The sequence below is a fragment of the Brevibacterium sp. OS20 genome (genome assembly GCF_056837565.1).
Genome location: NZ_CM166367.1, coordinates 1,386,008 through 1,404,012, shown reverse-complemented (window position 1 = coordinate 1,404,012; position 18,005 = coordinate 1,386,008). Strand labels below are relative to the sequence as shown.

Below are 18,005 nucleotides of genomic sequence, written 5' to 3'. Positions count from 1 at the left end.
CTGAGCCGCCGTCAGGTAGTTCTGAGGGGTGTGAGCTCGTGTCCGAGGCTGACGGTATCGTTGGGGGCGACATGACTGCTGCAGCTGAACACACCGACCATGCCGCCGGCGCCGACTCCCGAGCGGCCGAACTCCTCACCGGACTCAACCCCAGGCAGCGCGAGGCCGTAATCCATACGGGATCCCCGCTGCTCATCGTCGCCGGAGCCGGATCGGGCAAGACGACCGTGCTCACCCGACGCATCGCCTACGCCTTGGCCACCGGTCGCGCCCACCCCGGCGAAGTCCTGGCGATCACGTTCACGAACAAGGCCGCGAAAGAGATGGCCGAACGCGTGTCCTCGATCGTCGGCCCTGCCTCCCGCGCCATGTGGGTCTCGACCTTCCACTCCTCGTGTGTGCGCATTCTCCGCCGCGAGGCGAAGGTGCTGGGCATGAAGTCGAATTTCACGATCTACGACGCCCAGGACGCCCAGCGACTCGTCGCCCAGATCCTCAAGGAGCTCGGCCTCGACACGAAGAAGTACGCCCCGCGGGCCATCCTGCACCGAATCTCGAACCTCAAGAACGACCTGCAGACCCCCGACGACTTCATCCCGCGGCCCAACAATCCCGCCGACGAGGTGCTCGCCGACGTCTTCAAGCGCTACACCTCCCGTCTGCGCCTGGCCAATGCCTTCGACTTCGACGACCTCATCGCAGAGACCGTCCACCTCTTCGGCGCCTTCCCCGAGGTGGCCGATTCCTACCGTCGCCGGTTCCGCCATATCCTCGTCGACGAGTACCAGGACACGAACCCAGCACAGTACGCCCTGATCAAAGCCCTGGCCGGTGACGGCGCAGGAGGGCCGACGGGTGCCGAACTCACCGTCGTCGGCGACGCCGACCAGTCGATCTATGCCTTCCGCGGCGCCACGGTGCGCAACATCGTCGAGTTCGAGAAGGACTTCCCGAACGCGGACACCATTCTGTTGGAACAGAACTATCGGTCGACGCAGAACATCCTCGACGCCGCCAATGCCGTGATCGCGAACAACGACGACCGCCGCGAGAAGAAGCTGTGGACCTCGGAGGGTTCCGGCGAGCAGATCGTCGGCTGGGTGGCCGAGAACGAACAAGGTGAAGCCCGGTTCATCGTCGACCGCATCGATGACCTCATCGACGAGGAGAAGTACACCTATGGTGACTTCGCCGTGTTCTACCGCACGAACGCTCAGTCGCGCGCCATCGAAGATGCGCTGGTCCGGTCCGGAATCCCGTACAAGGTCGTCGGCGGCACCCGCTTCTACGAGCGCAAGGAGATCAAGGACGCCCTCGCCTACCTGCGCGTCGTCGCCAACCCCGATGACGACGTCAATCTGCGCCGCATCCTCAATGTGCCCAAACGCTCCATCGGCGACCGCACCGAGGGCATCATCGCCGACTTCGCCGACCGGGAGAACATCAGCTTCTTCACCGCCCTGGGCCGCCTCGACGAGATCCCTCACCTGAGTTCGCGCGCCCTGACCTCGGTGCAGAAGTTCTACGACCTCATGCAGGACCTGCGCTCCACCGCCGAATCCTCCCCGCTCTCCCGGGTCATCGAGGCGATCCTCGAACAGTCCGGGTACCTCGAATCGCTGCAGAAGAGCACCGATCCGCAGGACGAGTCCCGTGTCGACAACCTCGCCGAACTCGTCGCCGTGGCCGAGGATTTCGTCGCCACTCGGGAGGCTGCCGCGGTTGCGGAACCGGACACGCCGGATGACAACGACACCAACACAGACACCGGCACTGAGGCGACCGCCGTGCCTGAGACGACCGATACAGAGACCGAAACCGCCGCCGAGGCGGTCGACCCCGACGTCGATGACGTCGGTTCCGCAGACGCCTCCGCTGCACCGGGCGTCGGCGCGGCGGCCATCGATCAGTTCCTCGAACAGGTGGCTCTGGCCTCGGACACTGATCAGATCCCCGATGCCGAACTCGGTCAGGTCACACTGATGACTCTGCACACGGCCAAGGGACTCGAGTTCCCGGTGGTCTTCCTCACCGGACTCGAAGACGGAGGATTCCCGCATTCGCGTTCCTTCGAGAATCCGCAGGAGCTGTCGGAGGAGCGGCGTCTGGCGTATGTCGGGCTCACGCGTGCACGGCAGCGTCTGCTCGTCACTCGCGCCGAGACCCGGAGCATGTGGGGTCAGCCTCAATACAATCCGCCGAGCCGGTTCCTGTCCGAGATCCCGGAGAACCTCATCAATTGGGAGAACACGGGCAGCTTCTCCGGCGGGTTCGCTTCGGGCGGCTTCGGTTCCGGAGGTTTCGGCTCCGGCGGCTATTCGTCCGGATACTCGGGAGGATCACGCGGCTTCGGGTCATCACGGTCGTCCGGTGGCGGCTCCCGCTCACGCTCGAGTGCGAGTTCGTCGACACCGGTTGCCGGATTCCCCAATCGGATCCGACCCAATCGTGAGGTCATCTCCGTCGAGGTCGGCGAGAAGGTCTCGCACGAGTCCTTCGGGCTCGGCACCGTCACCGAAGTCAACGGTGTCGGAGACAAGACCGTGGCCGTCGTCGACTTCGGTTCGGCCGGATCGAAGCGGCTGCTGCTGCGCTACGCCCCGATCGAAAAACTCAGCTGAGGCAATGGTGCACGTGGATGCACGGCCAAGCCGTGCATCCACTGCACTGAGCCGTTCGCTCGCGCAGCGAAGCCACTCGTGCCCCGATAGTTGGTATCGACTGACGCTAGCCAGAACACAAGAAAGCGCCGAGGAGAATCACATTCTCCTCGGCGCTCATCCATGCCGGACGCGGCTATGGATTAAAGATCATTCGTTGCCGAGCTTGTCATCGGCTCCGTCGCGACCCTGATTGATCTGGTCTTCGAACTTTCCACCGGTGACATTGTTGGCTGCGTCCGAGGCCTTGTCCAGGCCCTGGTCGCTGATCTCTTCACCCTTATCGCTATTCAAGGCGTCCTTGGCTTTGTTAGTAAGATCGTCGAGTCCCATGCTGTCTCCTTTCATCGGAAAAGGTTCGAAGCGAACCTCTGACGCCACTCACCTTGCCACTATTGTCGACGTGACGACACCTGCGCGTCCCATTTCTCAGCGAATGCACATAAAGAACGTCGCCGAGACCGACTCCTCAGCGGGTCAGCGGTACGAGGAACGCAAGCCCGACCAGCAGTCCGGCGAACACCAGACAGGTCGTGATGTCGACGACCTTCGACCGATTCGCCCACACTTCGGTCCACGGCTGCGGCATCGCTCGGAACCCGGCGAGACCGGCAGGAACGACCGCGAGGACGACAGCACCGAGGCGGAAATCGATGACGGAGCACGCCGCGGCGGCGGCGACGCCCAGGAGACAGCCGAGCAGCACCCAGTCACGCCGAGTGGGATGCGCGTATCGCCGTTTCCAGTAGATCCATCGCTTCGCGATCGGCCCTCTCCCCCGCCGTGCGTGGCGGGGGTGAGGCCGCTTCATCTCAGTGGAAGAAATGGCGGCTCCCGGTCAGGTACATCGTGATCCCTGCCGCCTCCGCGGCCGCGATGACCTCATCGTCGCGGATCGATCCGCCGGGCTGCACCACGGCGGTGACTCCTGCGTCGATGAGGATCTGCAGACCGTCGGGGAACGGGAAGAAGGCGTCGGAGGCTGCGACCGCACCGGTGGCGCGTTCGGCTCCGGCACGTTCGACAGCGAGTTTGGCCGAGTCGACGCGGTTGACCTGCCCCATACCCACACCCACCGAGGCTCCCCCCTTGGCGAGCAGGATCGCGTTGGACTTCACAGCCCGTCCGGCCTTCCACGCGAATTCGAGATCCGCGAGGACCTCGGGTGCAGCTGCCGGACCAGCGGCCAGGGTCCAGTTCTCGACGGAGTCGCCGTCCGCCTGGAAGGCGTCGCGGTCCTGTACGAGGAACCCACCGCTGATCGGCTTGACCTCGTCTGTGGGCACATCGATGTCGCCGAGCTCGAGCAGTCGCAGGTTCTTCTTCGTCGTGAGGATCTCAAGTGCCTCGGCGCTGAACGACGGAGCGGCCAGGCATTCTGTGAAGATCGGCTTGATCGATGCTGCGAGCTCTGCGTCGACCTCGCGGTTCGTGGCGATGACACCGCCGTAGGCCGACAGCGGATCGCATTCGTGGGCGGACTTGTGCGCAGCGGCAGCAGACTCACCGACGGCGATTCCGCAGGGGTTCGCATGCTTGATGATGGCGACGGCCGGCTGCTCGAAGTCGAATGCCGCGCGGATCGCGGCATCGGTGTCCGTGTAGTTGTTGTACGACATCGCTTTGCCGCCGAGCAGTTTCGCACCGGCGATTCCGGCGGTGCCGTCGGAGTACACGGCAGCAGCCTGGTGCGGATTCTCTCCATAGCGCAGGTCGGCGATCTTCTCTCCGGTGAGGCCGGCGAATTCGGCCTTCTCATCGGTGGCGAGTTCCGCGGCGAACCAGGAGGCGACGGCCGCGTCGTAGGCGGCAGTGTGGGCGAAGGCGCGGGCGGCGAAGATGCGGCGGGCATCGATATCGAAGCCGTCTCCGGAGGCTGCGTCGAGCACGGCCGAGTAGTCGGCCGGATCGGTCACGACGGTGACCGTGGGGTGGTTCTTCGCCGCCGCACGCACCATCGAGGGTCCGCCGATGTCGATCTGTTCGATGCAGTCATCGAAGCCGGCTCCGCTCGCGACGGTGTCGGCGAAAGGATAGAGGTTGACGACGACGAGGTCGAAGGGCTCGATCTCGAGTTCGGACAGCTGTTCCAGGTGCTCAGGCTTGCGGGAATCGGCGAGGATGCCGGCGTGGACGCGCGGATGAAGGGTCTTGACCCGCCCTTCGAGGCATTCGGGGAACCCGGTGAGGTCTTCGACTTTCGTCACCGCGGCTCCCGCCTCGGCGATCTTCGCTGCCGTGGATCCGGTCGACACGATCTGGACTCCGGCGGCGTGGAGGCCGCGAGCCAGCTCCTCCAGCCCGGTCTTGTCGTAGACGCTGATCAGCGCTCTCTTGATCGCGCGGGTTCCTGTCACAGATCCTCCTCGAGGTTCGGTTGCCGGTCGGTTCTTCTCACGGCGGGGTCAGTGGGCGGTCATCGCCGAGGCGACATATCCGCGGACATGTCGCCCTTCGACGACGAGGTCGGTGTGGGCCAGATGTGCCAGCAGACGCACGAGCTCTTCGCGTTCCCGGGCTTTGATGTTCTCGTGCACGGTCTCCTCGGTGTCGTCATCGCCGACGGGCACAGCGTACTGAGTGATGATCGGTCCGGTGTCGACTCCGGTGTCGACGAGGTGGATGGTTCCGCCGGTCAGCTTCACCCCGTGGGCGAGCGCGTCGCGGACCCCGTGTGCACCCGGGAACGACGGCAGCAGCGCCGGATGGGTATTGATGATCCGGGACGGGAAGGCCTCGACGAAGCTGGGACCGAGGATGCGCATGAAACCGGCGGAGACCACCCAGTCCGGGGCGAGCTCGGCCACCGTGTCCTTCAGCGCCAGGTTCCACTCGTCGCGGTCGGCGAAGTCCTTGGGCCGGACGACGAAGGAGGGAATCTCATGCTGTTCGGCTCGGGTCAGGACCCCTGCGGTGGCCGAGTCGGCCCCGATGGCGACGATGTCGACTCCACGGGTCCCGTCGGCGAAAGCGTCGATGACGGACTGCGTGAGGGTACCGGATCCTGATGCCAGAAGAACGATGCGCACCCGCACAGTCTAACGTCTGCAGCACATGGACGATGCCCTGCTGTCATCGTGCGGACACGGCCCGCCGAGGCATTTGTCAGTCGACTGTGAGAAACTGATCCGGTGACGTCACCGCAGAATACCGAAGAGAAGAAGGCACCGACTCCCGAAGAGGAGGCACAGGCCGCACCGGCACGACACGGGCTCGTCCTGATACTGCTGATCCTCGCCTCGGTGCTGACGTTCACGTATCAGCTGCCGTTCAAGCTCGCCGCCATCGGCTTCGCCATCGCCGCAGTCGTCTGGTCGGTGAAGTACATCGTCGCCGTCGTCAAGACCAAGCAGCGCCGGAACATGTCCTTGGGCATCCTCGGCGGTCTGCTCAGCATCTACCTCATCTTCTCCACGATGTCCTCGGTCATCCTCTGGCCGGTGCAGTCGAAGTACGAGGAATGCCTGCGCGACGCGATCACGCAGCAGGCGCAGCTCTCGTGCTCGAGTGAGTATCAGTCGGGTCTGGGTGACTGGTTCAAGCAGGTCACCGGCCAGGATCTCGATCTGCCCGGCACCAAGTGATCCACGGGGCCAAGACCCTGATCATTCAGCGCTGATCCCCTCACCGAGGATGTCCTCGGTTCACGCCTGCCCCGTCACCGAGGCGGACTTCTGTTCACGCCACAGCCGCGGTGAGTACGCTGCCTCACCGAGGCAGCCCAATCCGTCACCGAGGCAGCGCCCTCGTCTAACGCGGTTCGTCTTCGTCGACGATGTCGTCGGCGAGCGATTCCGGTTCGTCCTCATCGAACGCATCCGTTGTGCGGTCCTCTTCGAACGCGCCCGCTGTGGCATCCTCGTCGTCGGGGTACTCTTCGTCATCCTCGGCGAATTCGGAATACTCGGCGTGCAGACCGGAGAGTCTGATCAGCAGAAGGCCGGCGGCCATTCCCACACCGATCCACCCAGTGATCGCCAGCGCCGACGTCAGGGCCGAGGGTCCGAACCCGGAGAGACCCAGCGGGCCCAAGGCCCCACCGGCGAACAGCGCGAGCACCTCGAGGGCGACGAACAGTATCCCGATTGCAAGCCCCAGTCCCATCCACGACTGTGCGGCGATGTCGCGGGCTCGGTCGCGGCCGAGGATGACGCACAGCAGACCGAGCAGCACGAGAAGCGCCGGTGCGGCCGCCGTCCAGGCGGGATAGTCACCGTCCAACAGCTGCAGCACGTGCACATCGGGCACGGGCGCTGAGGTCGAAGTGAATGCAGAGCTCGTCCCGGCCCCGCCGATGCTCACTCCCGTCCCGGCGGTCCACGACAGGGCTGAGAAGAGGATGCTCGGGGCGAAGAGCGCCTGAACGACGATGAGGCCGATGCCTGCGGCGACCGGTGAGCTGTAGACCTGCACAGTGTCGGCGACATCGCTCCAGCGGATCACGATTCCGACGACGAGCACGATCGCACCGAGTGCCGCAGCGGCCCACAGCAGACGGCGTGCGAGTCCGACGGAGACAGTCCAGGTGTCATCGGCGATCACGGCCAGTCCGGGGATGTCACCGATTCCTCGCACCCGAATGAAGGCCCACGCCACAGCCGTGACGAGGAAGAGGAAGAGCCGAAGGAATCCGAGCGGAGTCACCGTGGCCTGGCCGACCAGGACCGCCGCGACGAGCAGAGGAGCGGCGTAGGCCACGACGAAGGTGCCCAGAGCTGTACCCATGAGCGCCCACCATCCGCCGGGATCGTCGTCGCTCTCGGCCGGGCTGTCCGCTGCCGTGCTGCGGGCGACTCGTTTGGCCCCCGTTGCCACCAGCAGCCACAGGCCGACAGTCACGAGGCTCGGCGCCAGCGAGAAGTCGAATCCGAGGGTCGAGACACTCAGTCCTGACACCGTCGCCCACAGTGCGAACGCCCATTCGGGAATCGCCGAGTACGGCAGCTGCGAGCCGAGCCCGATGATCCAGAAGACGATGGCGACGACGAATCCCGCGGGAACGACGATGAGGTCGATCTTCACGACTTCCATGAGGGCTGCGAAGATCGTCCGACGGTAGGGCTGAGGGTGAGGAGAAGTGTGCATCAGGACCATTTTCGCCTAACCCGGCTCGGCTTCCCGGTATTGACCACGCGATTCCCTGCTCCGGGAAGTACAATTGCGCCAGGACAGGCTTGTACACGCAAAGGATGACCCCACGATGAGCAACGGGAACGATCACCCCAATTTCCCGCCACCACCCAGCGAGCCTCCGGAGAACGGCGGGTCGAAGCCCGAGTCGGAGTTGCCGACGGATGAGGGCCTTCCGGGTTCGGTCTCCGATGACGCCCCCACCGCAACCGGCGGTTCGGCTCAGTCCGGAAGCGGTTCCTCGGTGCCCGATGACCAGGCACCACCCTTGGGAGCTCCGGGCAACGATGCGCCGGAACGACCGACGGTCGCTCCGGCTTCTTCTCAGCAGAACCAACCGCCTCAGTATTCGGGCCCCGGCGCCCAGAACGATCAGTCCTTCAACTCCGGCCAGCAAGGCGGAGCCAACGTTCAGGGCGGCCCACAGGCGGGTCCCTATCCCGGTGCCCCGTCTCCGAGTGACCAGCCTCAGAACGGGCAGTATCCGAACAACCAGTACCAGAGCCCGCAGCAGCCGAACGGCGGCTACCCCGGGGCTCAATCGCAAGGCGCTCAGCCGCAGGGCGTCCAACAGCCAGGCGGTCAGTATTCGAATGCGGCATATCCGGGGGCGTCTAATCAGCCGTACCCCGGCGCTCAGGACCAGCCGGGCCAGTTTAACTCCGCCCAGAACCAGTCCGGGCAGTATCAGACGGGGTCGGGTCCGAACGCCCAACAGACCGGTTCCGGTCCATCCCAGGCGATTCCGCAGCCTGCACCGGCTCCGGGTTTCGCCGGCGGTCAGAGCACCGCGACGCGTGCCGACAATCGCCCCGATAAGAAGAAGAGCAAACTTCCGCTCTTCATCACCCTCGGTGCGGTCGCGCTGGTCATCATCCTCGTCCTCGTCGGGTTCTTCGTCATCGGCAGCGTGAACAAGAACAAGTACGGACCCGACAAGGTCGCAGAGGACTACGTCGAAGCCCTGAACAAGGGTGATTTCGCAGCCGCGGAGAAGATCGCCCCCTCGACACGGCCTGAGGGCACGAACCTCGATCTGCTGCAGAAGGAATTCACCGATTCCTCATCGGCGAAGATCGAGAAGGCCAAGGTCGAATCGTCGAAGACCGACGGGGACAAGGGCACCGTCGTCGTGTCCTACGAGCTCGACGGCAGCCCCTACAATGTGGAGCTCTCTGCGACGAAGGACGGCAAACAGGACCTGTTCTTCGACAAGTGGACGATGAAGGGCCCCGACCTCAACGTCATCTCCCTCGATATCCCCGCTGCCGACGGTCTCGCCGTCAACGGCAAGGACTACAAGGCGAAGTCGGGCACCACGTCGTTCGCTGTCTACCCCGGCAGCTACGACTTCACGATTCCGAAGAGCAAGTGGATCTCCGAAGCTTCCGATACGGCCAAGGTGAACTTCCCGAAGGCCTTCGCCCCCGGCGGACAGCCGAACAAGGGCCAGGTGTCCCCCACCACCCTCAACCTCGATCTGTCCCCGACCGGCGCCTTCGACAAGGAAGTTCAGAAACAGGTCGAGAAGGAGCTCAAGAAGTGCTTCGACAACAAGAGCATCGAGCCGAAGTGCGACTTCATCAAGTACGACCCGACCGAGATCCCAGTCGGCGGTTCGGACAAGAAGCTCGATGATCTGGCGAAGAAGAACACCGCCAAATGGGACATGAAGGAGATGCCGAAGGTGAAGGCCAGCTTCGGCGCCGGAGACACGAACACCGGCTCGTTCTTCACCGAGAAGCCAGGCAAGTTCAACTTCTCCGTCGACGGCAAGAGGGCCGGCTCCTCGTACTTCTCCAACGGCAACTCCCTGTCGGTGTCCGGAAGCGTGAAGATCGACGGAGACAAGCTCTCGGTCGAATTCTTCGACTTCTGACCTCAGGGTCCACCGCCGACACGGTGCACCTCACCTCCCCGAGGTGAGACACCCACCGTCACCGAGGCGACGTCCAAGTCACAGCGGGCCTGTGACGACCGATTCCCGGTCGTCGCAGGCCCGCTGTCGTCGTTCTCTCAGACTCCGACCGACCGAGTCGGCAGCTCGAGGTCGGCCGCGGCTTCGAACCAGGCACCGGCGGCCATGACGAGTTCGTCGGCGAACCGTCGTCCGGCGATCTGCACTCCGATGGTCCGACCGTCGTCCATGGATCCGGCCAGCACCGTCGCCGCAGGCTGTTCTGACATGTTGAACGGCATGGTGAACCCTATATGCCCCATCGGTTCGTGCACCTGCGGGTACGGCATCGGCTGCTCGGCCGGGAATGCCGCGTCCGGAGCTGTCGGCGAGATGACCAGGTCGAACTCGGCAGTTGCTTCGACCGTCCGCCGCCGGATCTCCTGAACGCTGTGATAGCAGCGCATCAGGTCGACTCCGCTGGTATCGGCTCCGTCCTGTGCCCACTGCTGGATATAAGGCAGAATGAGCGCCTGTTCGTCGACAGGCAGCGCCTTGAGGTCGGCCCACGACCGGACCCGCCAGAACAGATCCATGTCGCGGAGGTGATCATCGTCGATGAAAGGATCGACCGTGACGATTTCTGCACCGGCCGCAGAGAACCTCTCTGCCGCCTCGGTGACGGCCGAGCGCACCTGCGCCGCTGCGGCGACCCCGCACCCGGCGTCGAGCTGCACGCCGATGCGCAGTCCCCGCGGGTCGAAGGCTCCAGCCGAGTCGCTGCCCGGCAGAGACTGCGCATCATCGGCGGCGAAGCGCGGCAGCCGCGAATAGTCGCGATCGTCCGGGGCGGAGATGATGTCCATGGCGGCTTTGACGTCGGCCATCGTCCGCGCCAGCGGTCCCGCACATCTGCCCAGGTAGGGGGCGTCGAGAGGCACGCGGCCGAAGCTGGGCTTGAGTCCGGCCAGACCGAGCCACGTGCATGGCAGGCGGATGGATCCGCCGATGTCGGAGCCGATGTGGATGGGTCCGTATCCGGCGGCTGCCGCGGCTCCGGCTCCGGCGCTCGACCCTCCGGTCGTCAGGCTCGGGTCCAGCGGTGAACGGGTGATTCCGTGCAGAGAGGACACTCCTGAGGAGAGCATTCCCCAGTCGGGCATCGTCGTCGAACCGAGGATGACGGCTCCGGCTTCTTCGAGACGCTCGGTGATCGGGGCATCGTGGCCGGCCACCGGCATCTCCACCCAGGCGTGGCCGCTGGGCAGCGGAACTCCGCGGCGGGCGATGTTCTCCTTGATCGTCACGGGCACCCCGTCGAGGTCGCTCAACGGTCGTCCCTCTCGCCAGCGTGCTGCGCTGGCAGCGGCGGCGTCCCGGGAGCGTTCGTCGTCGCGGTGGAACAGGGCGTTGATGGTCGGTTCGCAGTCGTCCATGCGGTCGACGACCGCGGAGTGCACCTCGACCGGGTCGAAGTCCCCGCCGGCGAATCCGGCTGCCATTTCGGCCGCACTGCGGTCGGCAAGCGATGTGGTCATATGCTGCCCTTTCTCTCGATGGTTCGTCGCATCCCGCGCGCGAGCCGGTCTATCCGGCCGCGAGTGCTTCGGCCAGGCTCGGGGTGGCGGCGATGAGGCGCCGCGTGTACTCGTCCTGCGGGTTCGCGTAGATGTCCTCCGTCGCACCCGATTCGACGATCTGTCCGGCTCTCATGACGATGACCTCGGAGCACAGGTGTTTGACGACGCCGAGGTCGTGGGAGACGAAGAGGAGAGTCAGCGCGTACTCGTCGACGAGGTCGGTGAGCAGGTTGAGGACCTGCGCACGCACCGAGACGTCGAGGGCGGAGACCGGTTCGTCGGCGACGAGGATCTGCGGCCTGGTCACGAGGGCCCGGGCGATCGAGATGCGCTGTCGCTGCCCGCCGGAGAACTGGTGCGGGTACCGGCGCAGGGAGTCCTGGTCGAGGTCGACGGCGGCGATCATCTCCTCGACCCGTGCTGCGCGTTCGTCCTTGTCGACTCCGGCGGCGATGAGCGGTTCGGCGACGATGTCGGCGATGCGCATCCGCGGGTCGAGCGAGGCGAACGGATCCTGGAACACGATCTGCAGGTTCTCGCGCAGGCGGCGCAGAGCCTGTGAGCTCGCGGCTTCGACCCGGATGTCGCCGACGCGCACATGCCCGGTGGTCGGTCGGTCGAGGCCGGAGAGGATGTTCAGCAGCGTTGACTTCCCCGATCCCGACTCCCCCACGATGCCCAGGCGGGCTCCGGCCGCGACGCTGAAGTCGATCCCGCCCAGGGCGGTGACGTCCGATCGTCTGCGACCGAAGAGTCCGCGTCCGCGAAAGATCCGGGTGACGTCCGAGACCTCGATGAGCGGTGCCGATTCCCTCACCGAGGGGGTTCGGTGGTCATCCCTCACCGAGGCGGCTCCGGCCCCTTCCCTCGCCGAGGTGGTCCTGACGCTGTCTTCGTCCGTCGACCCCGCGACGGACATGCCGGTGTGATCCGGTCGGGTCGAGATCTGCGGTTCGTCGCGAAGATCCCCCGGCTCCCCCACATCGACCGAAGCCTCTCCTTCGCCGATCTGCGGCCCCGAGTAGGCGAGCGCGGTCTTGAGTGTGAAGAGTCGGCCGCGGTCATCTGTGGCTTCGAGATCCGAGGATGCCAGGAGCCCTCGCGTGTACTCGTGCTTGGGCGCGGTGAAGATCTCGTCGACGCTGCCGGACTCGACGATGCGGCCGCGGTACATGACGATGACCCGATCGCAGACTCCGGCGACGACAGCGAGGTCGTGAGTGATGAACAGCAGTCCAGCCTCCACCGCCGAGACCCTCTCGACGATGAGGTCGAGCATATGCTTCTGCACGGTGACGTCGAGGGCGGTGGTGGGCTCGTCGCAGATGAGCAGCCTCGGCGAATTGGCCAGGGCGATCGCGAGCATGACCCGCTGCCGCTGCCCGCCCGACAGCTGGTGCGGGTAGGCGAACCGGGCGCTGTCGGGGTCGGGCATGTGGACGTCGCGGAGCAGTTCGAGCACACGCGTCGGAATCTGCCCCCGCGGCGCCTTGCCATGGAGGCGCAGCACTTCGGCGATCTGGTCGCCGATGCGCATGAGCGGATTGAGGGCGCTCATGGGTTCCTGGAACACCATGGACACGATGTCCGAGCGCAGCCCGGCCAGGGTCTTCTCGTTCGCTTCGAGAAGGTTCCCGGAATGCCCCTGCAGGTGCACCTGGCCACGGGCGTGCAGCTCTTCTGGCAGCAGACCCATCACGGACTGGGCGGTCAGCGATTTCCCCGACCCGGATTCGCCGATGAGTCCGACCCGCTCGCCCGGCGCCAGACTGAGGCTGACATCGTGGAGCACCGGAGCGTCCGCTCCGGCAGGGGTGATGGTGAGGTCACGAACCTCGAGCAGGTTCTCAGGCACCTCGCGCCTCCATCTTCGGGTCGAACCGGTCGCGCAGCCCATCGCCCAAGAGATTGAATCCGAGCACCGCGAGTGCAATGAACACTCCCGGCCACAGAGCGAGCTCGGGGTGGGTGGACAGGTACTGCTGGGACTCCTGCAGCATCCGGCCCCACGACGGGGTCGGGGCCTGGGTGCCGAGTCCGAGGAAGGACAGCCCCGCCTCGGCGAGGACGGAGATCGCGAAGGCCACGGACGCCTGGACGATGACCATTCCGGCGATGTTCGGCAGCACGTGGACGACGGCGATGGCCGGGATCCGACGGTTCGAAGCTCGCGCGGCGCGGACGTATTCGGAGCCCAGCACCTGCAGCGTGCCGGAGCGTGCGACGCGCGCGAAGCCGGGGATCGCGGCGATGCCGACGGCGACCATGGCCGGTCCCGTCCCCGGCGAGTAGACGGCAGCGAAGATGATCGCCAGCAGCAGCGCGGGGAAGGCCAACAGGATGTCGTTGGCCCGCATGATCACCGCGTCGAGCCACATTCCCCACGGCTGTTTCGCGAAGAAGGCGGAGACGATTCCGATCGGGGTGCCGATGAGCAGGGCGATGCCGACGGCGACGACCCCGACGAGCAGCGTGATCCGCGCCCCGACCATCACCCAGGTCAACGTGTCCCGTCCGAAGGTGTCGGTGCCGAACGGGTGGGTGAGGCTGCCGCTCTGCAATCGGGCGGCGGGGTCGATCGTGGTCGGGTCGTACGGGGTCCACACGAAGGAGATGAGAGCGAGTCCGACGATGAGCACGACGAGGCCCGCGCCGATGATCATCGATGCGTTCGCCCGCCGTCCGCTCCTGCGGGACCGACCCGGCCGGATCTTCGCCGAGGCGGTCGTGTCTGTCGCGTCGTGAGCGACGGGATCGACGTGGTCGCTGGGGCTCTGGGCACCGGTCGGGGTCGGGTTCATGCGGCGTTCCTGATCCGGGGGTCGACGATGGGCACGAGGATGTCGACGATGAGGTTGATGACGAGCACGAGCAGGACGAGGACCATGACGATGCCCTGCACCGCTACGAGGTCACGATTGGCGACGGCGCGGACGAGCTCGGAGCCGATTCCGGGCAGAACGAAGATCTGTTCGATGATCACGGCCCCGACCAGCAGGGTGGCCAGTTGGACTCCGGCGACGGTGATGACAGGAATCGCCGCATTGCGCAGTCCGTGCGCGAACAGCGCCTTCGTCTTGGTCAGTCCCTTGGCGCGGGCGGTGCGGATATAGTCTTCCCGCATCACATCGAGCACGGCCGAACGAACGTAGCGGGTGAGGATCGCCGCCTGCACGAGAGCAAGCGACACGACCGGCAGGACGAGACGGACAAGGAAGCCGCCGAGGCCCTCGATCGGAGCCATCCAGCCTTGGGACGGGAACCATCCGAGGGTCAGAGAGAATATGATGACGAGGATGATCGCGGCCAGGAAGTTCGGTATCGCGATGCCGACCTGGCTGATCGCCGAGATCGTCACGCCGATCCAGTTGCGCTGCTCGAGGGCGGCGAAGGTGCCCAGGGGCACGGCGATGAGGATGGACACGGCGATGGCCGCGATGACGAGGATCGCCGTGACCTGGACGCTGTCGACGATGACGGGAGTGATCTCGGCACCGGTGACGTAGGAGGTGCCGAAGTCTCCGGTGAGCATTCCTCCCAACCAGTCGAAGTACCGGATGAGTGGCGGCCGATCAAGCCCGTATTGAGCTTCGAGCGACGCTACTGCCTCCGGGGTGGCGTTCGTTCCCAGCGCCACCTGTGCCGCATTGCCCGGCAGCAGGCTCATCAGGGCGAAGATCACCACCGAGGCGACGAGGAGGGACAGCGCGAACTGGATCGCGCGGTTGATTGCGTAGGTGAGCATCGACGTGCGCGGTCAGGACCAGCTGAGGTCGGCGATCTTGAATGCGTCGGAGACGCGGTTGGCGGGTATCCCCTCGACTCCGGACTTGGCGATGACGAGATTCGGGAACAGGAACAGGAAGTCCGAGGCGGCATCCTCGGTGATCGTCCGCGCGATCTTCTTCATTCCCGAGATGTACTCGTCTTCGGTTCCGGTATCGGCTTTGTCTGCCAGCTTCTTGATCGACGAATCGTCGTAGCCGATGTAGTAGTCCTTCGAGAACACGGTGAGGATGTCGCGCGGTTCGGCATGGTTGATCACCGACATGTCGTAATCGTGTTCGGTGAAGGTCTTGTCCAACCACACGGCTGGGAACTCCTGAGTCGAGATCTTCGCCTTCAGTCCGACCTCTTCGAGCTGCGCGGAGACGATTTCGGAGATCGCCTTCGCGTACGGCAGGTTCGGCACGGTGAAGGCGAATTCCTCGCCCTTGATCCCGGCTTCGTCGACGAGCTGCTTGGCCTTCTTCGGATCGTACTTCCACACCCCGGTGAGGTCTTCGTAGTACGGGTCGGTCGGGGGAACCATCGAGCCGATGAGCTCGCCGTAGCCCGCCCAGGCCGTGTCGAGGACGGCCTTGCGGTCGATCGCATGCATCACGGCTTCACGGGCCTTCTTGTCTTTGAAGATGCCCTCGGCGTTGTTCATCGACAGCACGACTTCGCCGTTCGTAGTGCCGGAGACGATCTGATAGTCGTCGCTTTGGAACTCTCCGGCCAGTTCGGGGGCCTGGAGGTTGGAGACGAGGTCGATCTCCCCGGACTTCAGGGCGTTCGAGGCCGAAACCGCGTCTTTGAAGTATTTGAACTGGACCGAGTTCAGGGACGGCTTCTCGCCCCAGTAGTCGTCGCGGGCGGCGAAGTCGATGGACTGTCCGCGTGTGAATTTCTCGATCGCGAAGGGACCGGTGCCGACGGCTTCGTTCGCCAGGTCGTCGGTGCCTTCGGTGTCGAAGACGGCTCCGACGAGGCTGGTGAGGTTGAACAGCCAGGTGTTCGACGGTTTCTTCAGTTCGATCGTGACGGTGGAGTCGTCCGGGGTCTCGATGGACTCGACGATGTCCATCTTCGACTTCAGCGCGTTCTTCCAGTCCTTCTGCACTCGTTCATAGGAGTACTTGACGTCTTCGCTGGTGAAGTCCGCACCGTTGGAGAACTTCACACCATCCTGGAGTTCGAAGGTGTAGGTCTTGCGGTCATCGGACAGTGTCCAGTCCTTGGCCAGTGCGGGCTGGATCTCCCCCTCGCCGTCCAACCGGACGAGCGATTCGTAGACGTTCTCCATCAGCGCTTCGGGAATGGCGACTCCCGAGGTGGAGGTGAAGTCGAGGTTGACCGGTTCGGCGGTGAAGGCAATCGTCATCGAGTCCTTCTTCTGCGCATCGCCTCCGGTGTCGGAGGCTCCGGCCGAACAGCCTGTGATCAGCAGGCTCGTGGCGGCCGCTGCCGCCACCCACGTCATGATGCGCGGAGTCTTCATTGTTCTCCTCGATTTCGCCGACCACGAAGAGGGTCGTTCGCCAACACTCAAGCATCGTCAGTGTATCCGAAGTTCTCAGCTGGTGAGGCGGCTGTGTTCAGATGCTGAGCGTTTCGAGGAGGAGGTTCAGAGATTCGATTCGTCGGCGAGAATCGCGGCCAGTGCGTCGAAGGCGAATCGGCGGTGGGAGCGTGAGTTCTTCTCCTCAGGCGTCATCTCGGCGGCACTGAGTTCGGAACCCTCGGGGACGAAGATCGGGTCATATCCGAAGCCGTTCTCGCCCTTGGGTTCGGTGGCCAGGCGCCCGGGCATGACTCCTTCGGCGGTGAACTCACGTCCGTCGGCGGTCACAGCGGCCGCCGCGCAACGGAACTGCGCTCCGCGGTGTTCGGCCGCGATGTCGCCCAGCTGAGCGAGCAGGAGTTCGAGGTTCGCACGATCGTCTCCGTGCCGGCCGGACCAGCGAGCGGAGAAGATGCCCGGTGCACCGCCGAGCACGTCGACGCTGATTCCCGAGTCGTCGGCGATGGCGGTGTGCCCTGTCGCAGCGGCCGCGGCACGCGCCTTGATCAGCGCGTTCTCGGTGAACGTGACTCCGGTTTCGGCGACATCGCCGAGTCCCGCCTCGGCGGCGGTGAGCACCTGGGTGTCAGCACCGAGGACGGGCCCGAGGATGGTCAGCAGCTCGCGCTTCTTGCCCTCGTTGTGAGTGGCCAGGACGAAGGTCGTCATCCGGCGAGCACTTCGGACTGGATGCGGGTGAGTTCGGTGCACCCGTGGCCGGCGAGGTCGAGCAGCTTGCCGAGTTCGTCGCGGTCGAACGGTGCGCCCTCCGCGGTGCCCTGGACTTCGATGAACTTTCCGGACCCGGTCATGACGACGTTCATGTCCGTCTCGGCGCGGGAGTCTTCGACGTACGGCAGGTCGAGGAGGGGCTCTCCGTCGATGATGCCGACGCTGACGGCCGCCACTGAGTCGATGAGCGGCTGGTGGGCGGCGGGGATCAGCCCGGTCGAGCGCCCCTTGTCGATGGCCTTCGCCAGCGCAACGTAGGCACCGGTGATCGAGGCGGTGCGGGTGCCGCCGTCGGCCTGGAGGACGTCGCAGTCGAGGACGAGGGTGTTCTCTCCGAGCTTGTCCATGTCGATGACGGCGCGCAGGCTGCGACCGATGAGACGGGAGATCTCGTGAGTGCGTCCGCCCTGTTTGCCCTTGACCGATTCGCGGGTGCTGCGGGAATCGGTGGCGCGCGGGAGCATGGCGTATTCGGCGGTGACCCAGCCGCGGCCCTGGCCCTTGAGCCAACGGGGCACGCCTTCGGTCAGTGAGGCCGCGCAGAGGACGCGGGTGTTGCCGAATTCCACCAGCGCGGACCCTTCGGCTGTATTGATCCAGTCCGGAGTGATCCGGACTTCACGGAGTTCGTCTGCTGCACGGCCGTCTGCTCGCACTGTCTGCCTCTTTCGTCTCGGTGG

15 protein-coding genes are annotated in these 18,005 nt (G+C 65.1%); 3 read left to right on the top strand and 12 right to left on the bottom strand.

Going from position 1 to position 18,005, the window contains the following annotated elements:
- The first annotated feature begins 71 nt into the window (after positions 1-71).
- Entirely contained in the window at positions 72-2,621 is a 2,550-nt protein-coding gene (locus tag ACVZTU_RS06150; RefSeq protein WP_482401578.1) for a UvrD-helicase domain-containing protein, read from the top strand.
- 189 nt (positions 2,622-2,810) lie between these two features.
- On the opposite strand, the gene ACVZTU_RS06145 is transcribed toward ACVZTU_RS06150, so the two are convergent.
- The 4 genes from ACVZTU_RS06145 to purN all read right to left on the bottom strand — a co-directional run bounded on the left by ACVZTU_RS06145 (position 2,811) and on the right by purN (position 5,689).
- Complete coding sequence (locus ACVZTU_RS06145) at positions 2,811-2,993, bottom strand: antitoxin (protein ID WP_139469677.1); 183 nt, start codon at positions 2,991-2,993, stop codon at positions 2,811-2,813.
- A 136-nt stretch (positions 2,994-3,129) separates the two neighbouring features.
- Entirely contained in the window at positions 3,130-3,471 is a 342-nt protein-coding gene (locus ACVZTU_RS06140; RefSeq protein ID WP_482401577.1) for a hypothetical protein, read from the bottom strand.
- A 1-nt stretch (position 3,472) separates the two neighbouring features.
- Entirely contained in the window at positions 3,473-5,017 is a 1,545-nt protein-coding gene (purH, locus tag ACVZTU_RS06135) for a bifunctional phosphoribosylaminoimidazolecarboxamide formyltransferase/IMP cyclohydrolase (RefSeq protein WP_482401576.1), read from the bottom strand.
- A 48-nt stretch (positions 5,018-5,065) separates the two neighbouring features.
- Positions 5,066-5,689 carry a phosphoribosylglycinamide formyltransferase gene (gene purN, locus ACVZTU_RS06130; protein WP_482401575.1) on the bottom strand — a complete coding sequence of 208 codons (624 nt, stop codon included), beginning with the start codon at positions 5,687-5,689 and terminating at the stop codon, positions 5,066-5,068.
- A gap of 102 nt (positions 5,690-5,791) precedes the next feature.
- Here purN and ACVZTU_RS06125 point away from each other — a divergent pair, with 102 nt between their 5' ends.
- Positions 5,792-6,244 (top strand): hypothetical protein, encoded by a 453-nt coding sequence (locus tag ACVZTU_RS06125; protein ID WP_101545186.1) that lies wholly within the window; start codon positions 5,792-5,794, stop codon positions 6,242-6,244.
- A 166-nt stretch (positions 6,245-6,410) separates the two neighbouring features.
- On the opposite strand, the gene ACVZTU_RS06120 is transcribed toward ACVZTU_RS06125, so the two are convergent.
- Entirely contained in the window at positions 6,411-7,745 is a 1,335-nt protein-coding gene (locus ACVZTU_RS06120) for a cell division protein PerM (RefSeq protein ID WP_259356540.1), read from the bottom strand.
- Positions 7,746-7,860: 115 nt separating this feature from the next.
- Between ACVZTU_RS06120 and ACVZTU_RS06115 the strand changes: the two genes are divergently transcribed.
- Positions 7,861-9,669, top strand: coding sequence for a zinc ribbon domain-containing protein (locus ACVZTU_RS06115; protein ID WP_482401574.1), 1,809 nt, complete (start codon positions 7,861-7,863; stop codon positions 9,667-9,669).
- A gap of 137 nt (positions 9,670-9,806) precedes the next feature.
- On the opposite strand, the gene ACVZTU_RS06110 is transcribed toward ACVZTU_RS06115, so the two are convergent.
- From ACVZTU_RS06110 to rph, 7 genes are all read right to left on the bottom strand, one after another.
- The gene (locus ACVZTU_RS06110; RefSeq protein ID WP_139469683.1) at positions 9,807-11,225 is read right to left on the bottom strand and encodes an amidase; all 1,419 of its coding nucleotides are present in this window, start codon (positions 11,223-11,225) and stop codon (positions 9,807-9,809) included.
- 49 nt (positions 11,226-11,274) lie between these two features.
- Positions 11,275-13,164 (bottom strand): dipeptide ABC transporter ATP-binding protein, encoded by a 1,890-nt coding sequence (locus tag ACVZTU_RS06105; RefSeq protein WP_218973670.1) that lies wholly within the window; start codon positions 13,162-13,164, stop codon positions 11,275-11,277.
- The gene (locus ACVZTU_RS06100; RefSeq protein WP_139469685.1) at positions 13,115-14,068 is read right to left on the bottom strand and encodes an ABC transporter permease; all 954 of its coding nucleotides are present in this window, start codon (positions 14,066-14,068) and stop codon (positions 13,115-13,117) included. The genes ACVZTU_RS06105 and ACVZTU_RS06100 overlap by 50 nt, the downstream gene beginning before the upstream one ends.
- Complete coding sequence (locus tag ACVZTU_RS06095) at positions 14,065-15,012, bottom strand: ABC transporter permease (protein WP_139469686.1); 948 nt, start codon at positions 15,010-15,012, stop codon at positions 14,065-14,067. The genes ACVZTU_RS06100 and ACVZTU_RS06095 overlap by 4 nt, the downstream gene beginning before the upstream one ends.
- A 12-nt stretch (positions 15,013-15,024) precedes the next feature.
- Positions 15,025-16,530 carry an ABC transporter substrate-binding protein gene (locus tag ACVZTU_RS06090; RefSeq protein ID WP_139469687.1) on the bottom strand — a complete coding sequence of 502 codons (1,506 nt, stop codon included), beginning with the start codon at positions 16,528-16,530 and terminating at the stop codon, positions 15,025-15,027.
- Between the two features lie 126 nt (positions 16,531-16,656).
- Positions 16,657-17,262 carry an RdgB/HAM1 family non-canonical purine NTP pyrophosphatase gene (gene rdgB / locus ACVZTU_RS06085; RefSeq protein ID WP_139469688.1) on the bottom strand — a complete coding sequence of 202 codons (606 nt, stop codon included), beginning with the start codon at positions 17,260-17,262 and terminating at the stop codon, positions 16,657-16,659.
- The gene (gene rph, locus ACVZTU_RS06080; protein WP_139469689.1) at positions 17,259-17,981 is read right to left on the bottom strand and encodes a ribonuclease PH; all 723 of its coding nucleotides are present in this window, start codon (positions 17,979-17,981) and stop codon (positions 17,259-17,261) included. Before rph ends, rdgB begins: the two co-directional genes overlap by 4 nt.
- Positions 17,982-18,005: the final 24 nt, after the last annotated feature.

What these genes read in the sequence shown, in the direction of transcription:
- rdgB (WP_139469688.1), bottom strand. Translation starts at nt 17,262, where the DNA reads ATGACGACCTTCGTCCTGGCCACTCACAACGAGGGCAAGAAGCGCGAG.
- ACVZTU_RS06145 (WP_139469677.1), bottom strand. Translation starts at nt 2,993, where the DNA reads ATGGGACTCGACGATCTTACTAACAAAGCCAAGGACGCCTTGAATAGC.
- ACVZTU_RS06100 (WP_139469685.1), bottom strand. Translation starts at nt 14,068, where the DNA reads ATGAACCCGACCCCGACCGGTGCCCAGAGCCCCAGCGACCACGTCGAT.
- ACVZTU_RS06150 (WP_482401578.1), top strand. Translation starts at nt 72, where the DNA reads ATGACTGCTGCAGCTGAACACACCGACCATGCCGCCGGCGCCGACTCC.
- ACVZTU_RS06095 (WP_139469686.1), bottom strand. Translation starts at nt 15,012, where the DNA reads ATGCTCACCTACGCAATCAACCGCGCGATCCAGTTCGCGCTGTCCCTC.
- ACVZTU_RS06105 (WP_218973670.1), bottom strand. Translation starts at nt 13,164, where the DNA reads ATGGGCTGCGCGACCGGTTCGACCCGAAGATGGAGGCGCGAGGTGCCT.
- ACVZTU_RS06115 (WP_482401574.1), top strand. Translation starts at nt 7,861, where the DNA reads ATGAGCAACGGGAACGATCACCCCAATTTCCCGCCACCACCCAGCGAG.
- ACVZTU_RS06110 (WP_139469683.1), bottom strand. Translation starts at nt 11,225, where the DNA reads ATGACCACATCGCTTGCCGACCGCAGTGCGGCCGAAATGGCAGCCGGA.
- ACVZTU_RS06090 (WP_139469687.1), bottom strand. Translation starts at nt 16,530, where the DNA reads ATGAAGACTCCGCGCATCATGACGTGGGTGGCGGCAGCGGCCGCCACG.
- ACVZTU_RS06120 (WP_259356540.1), bottom strand. Translation starts at nt 7,745, where the DNA reads ATGCACACTTCTCCTCACCCTCAGCCCTACCGTCGGACGATCTTCGCA.
- ACVZTU_RS06140 (WP_482401577.1), bottom strand. Translation starts at nt 3,471, where the DNA reads ATGAAGCGGCCTCACCCCCGCCACGCACGGCGGGGGAGAGGGCCGATC.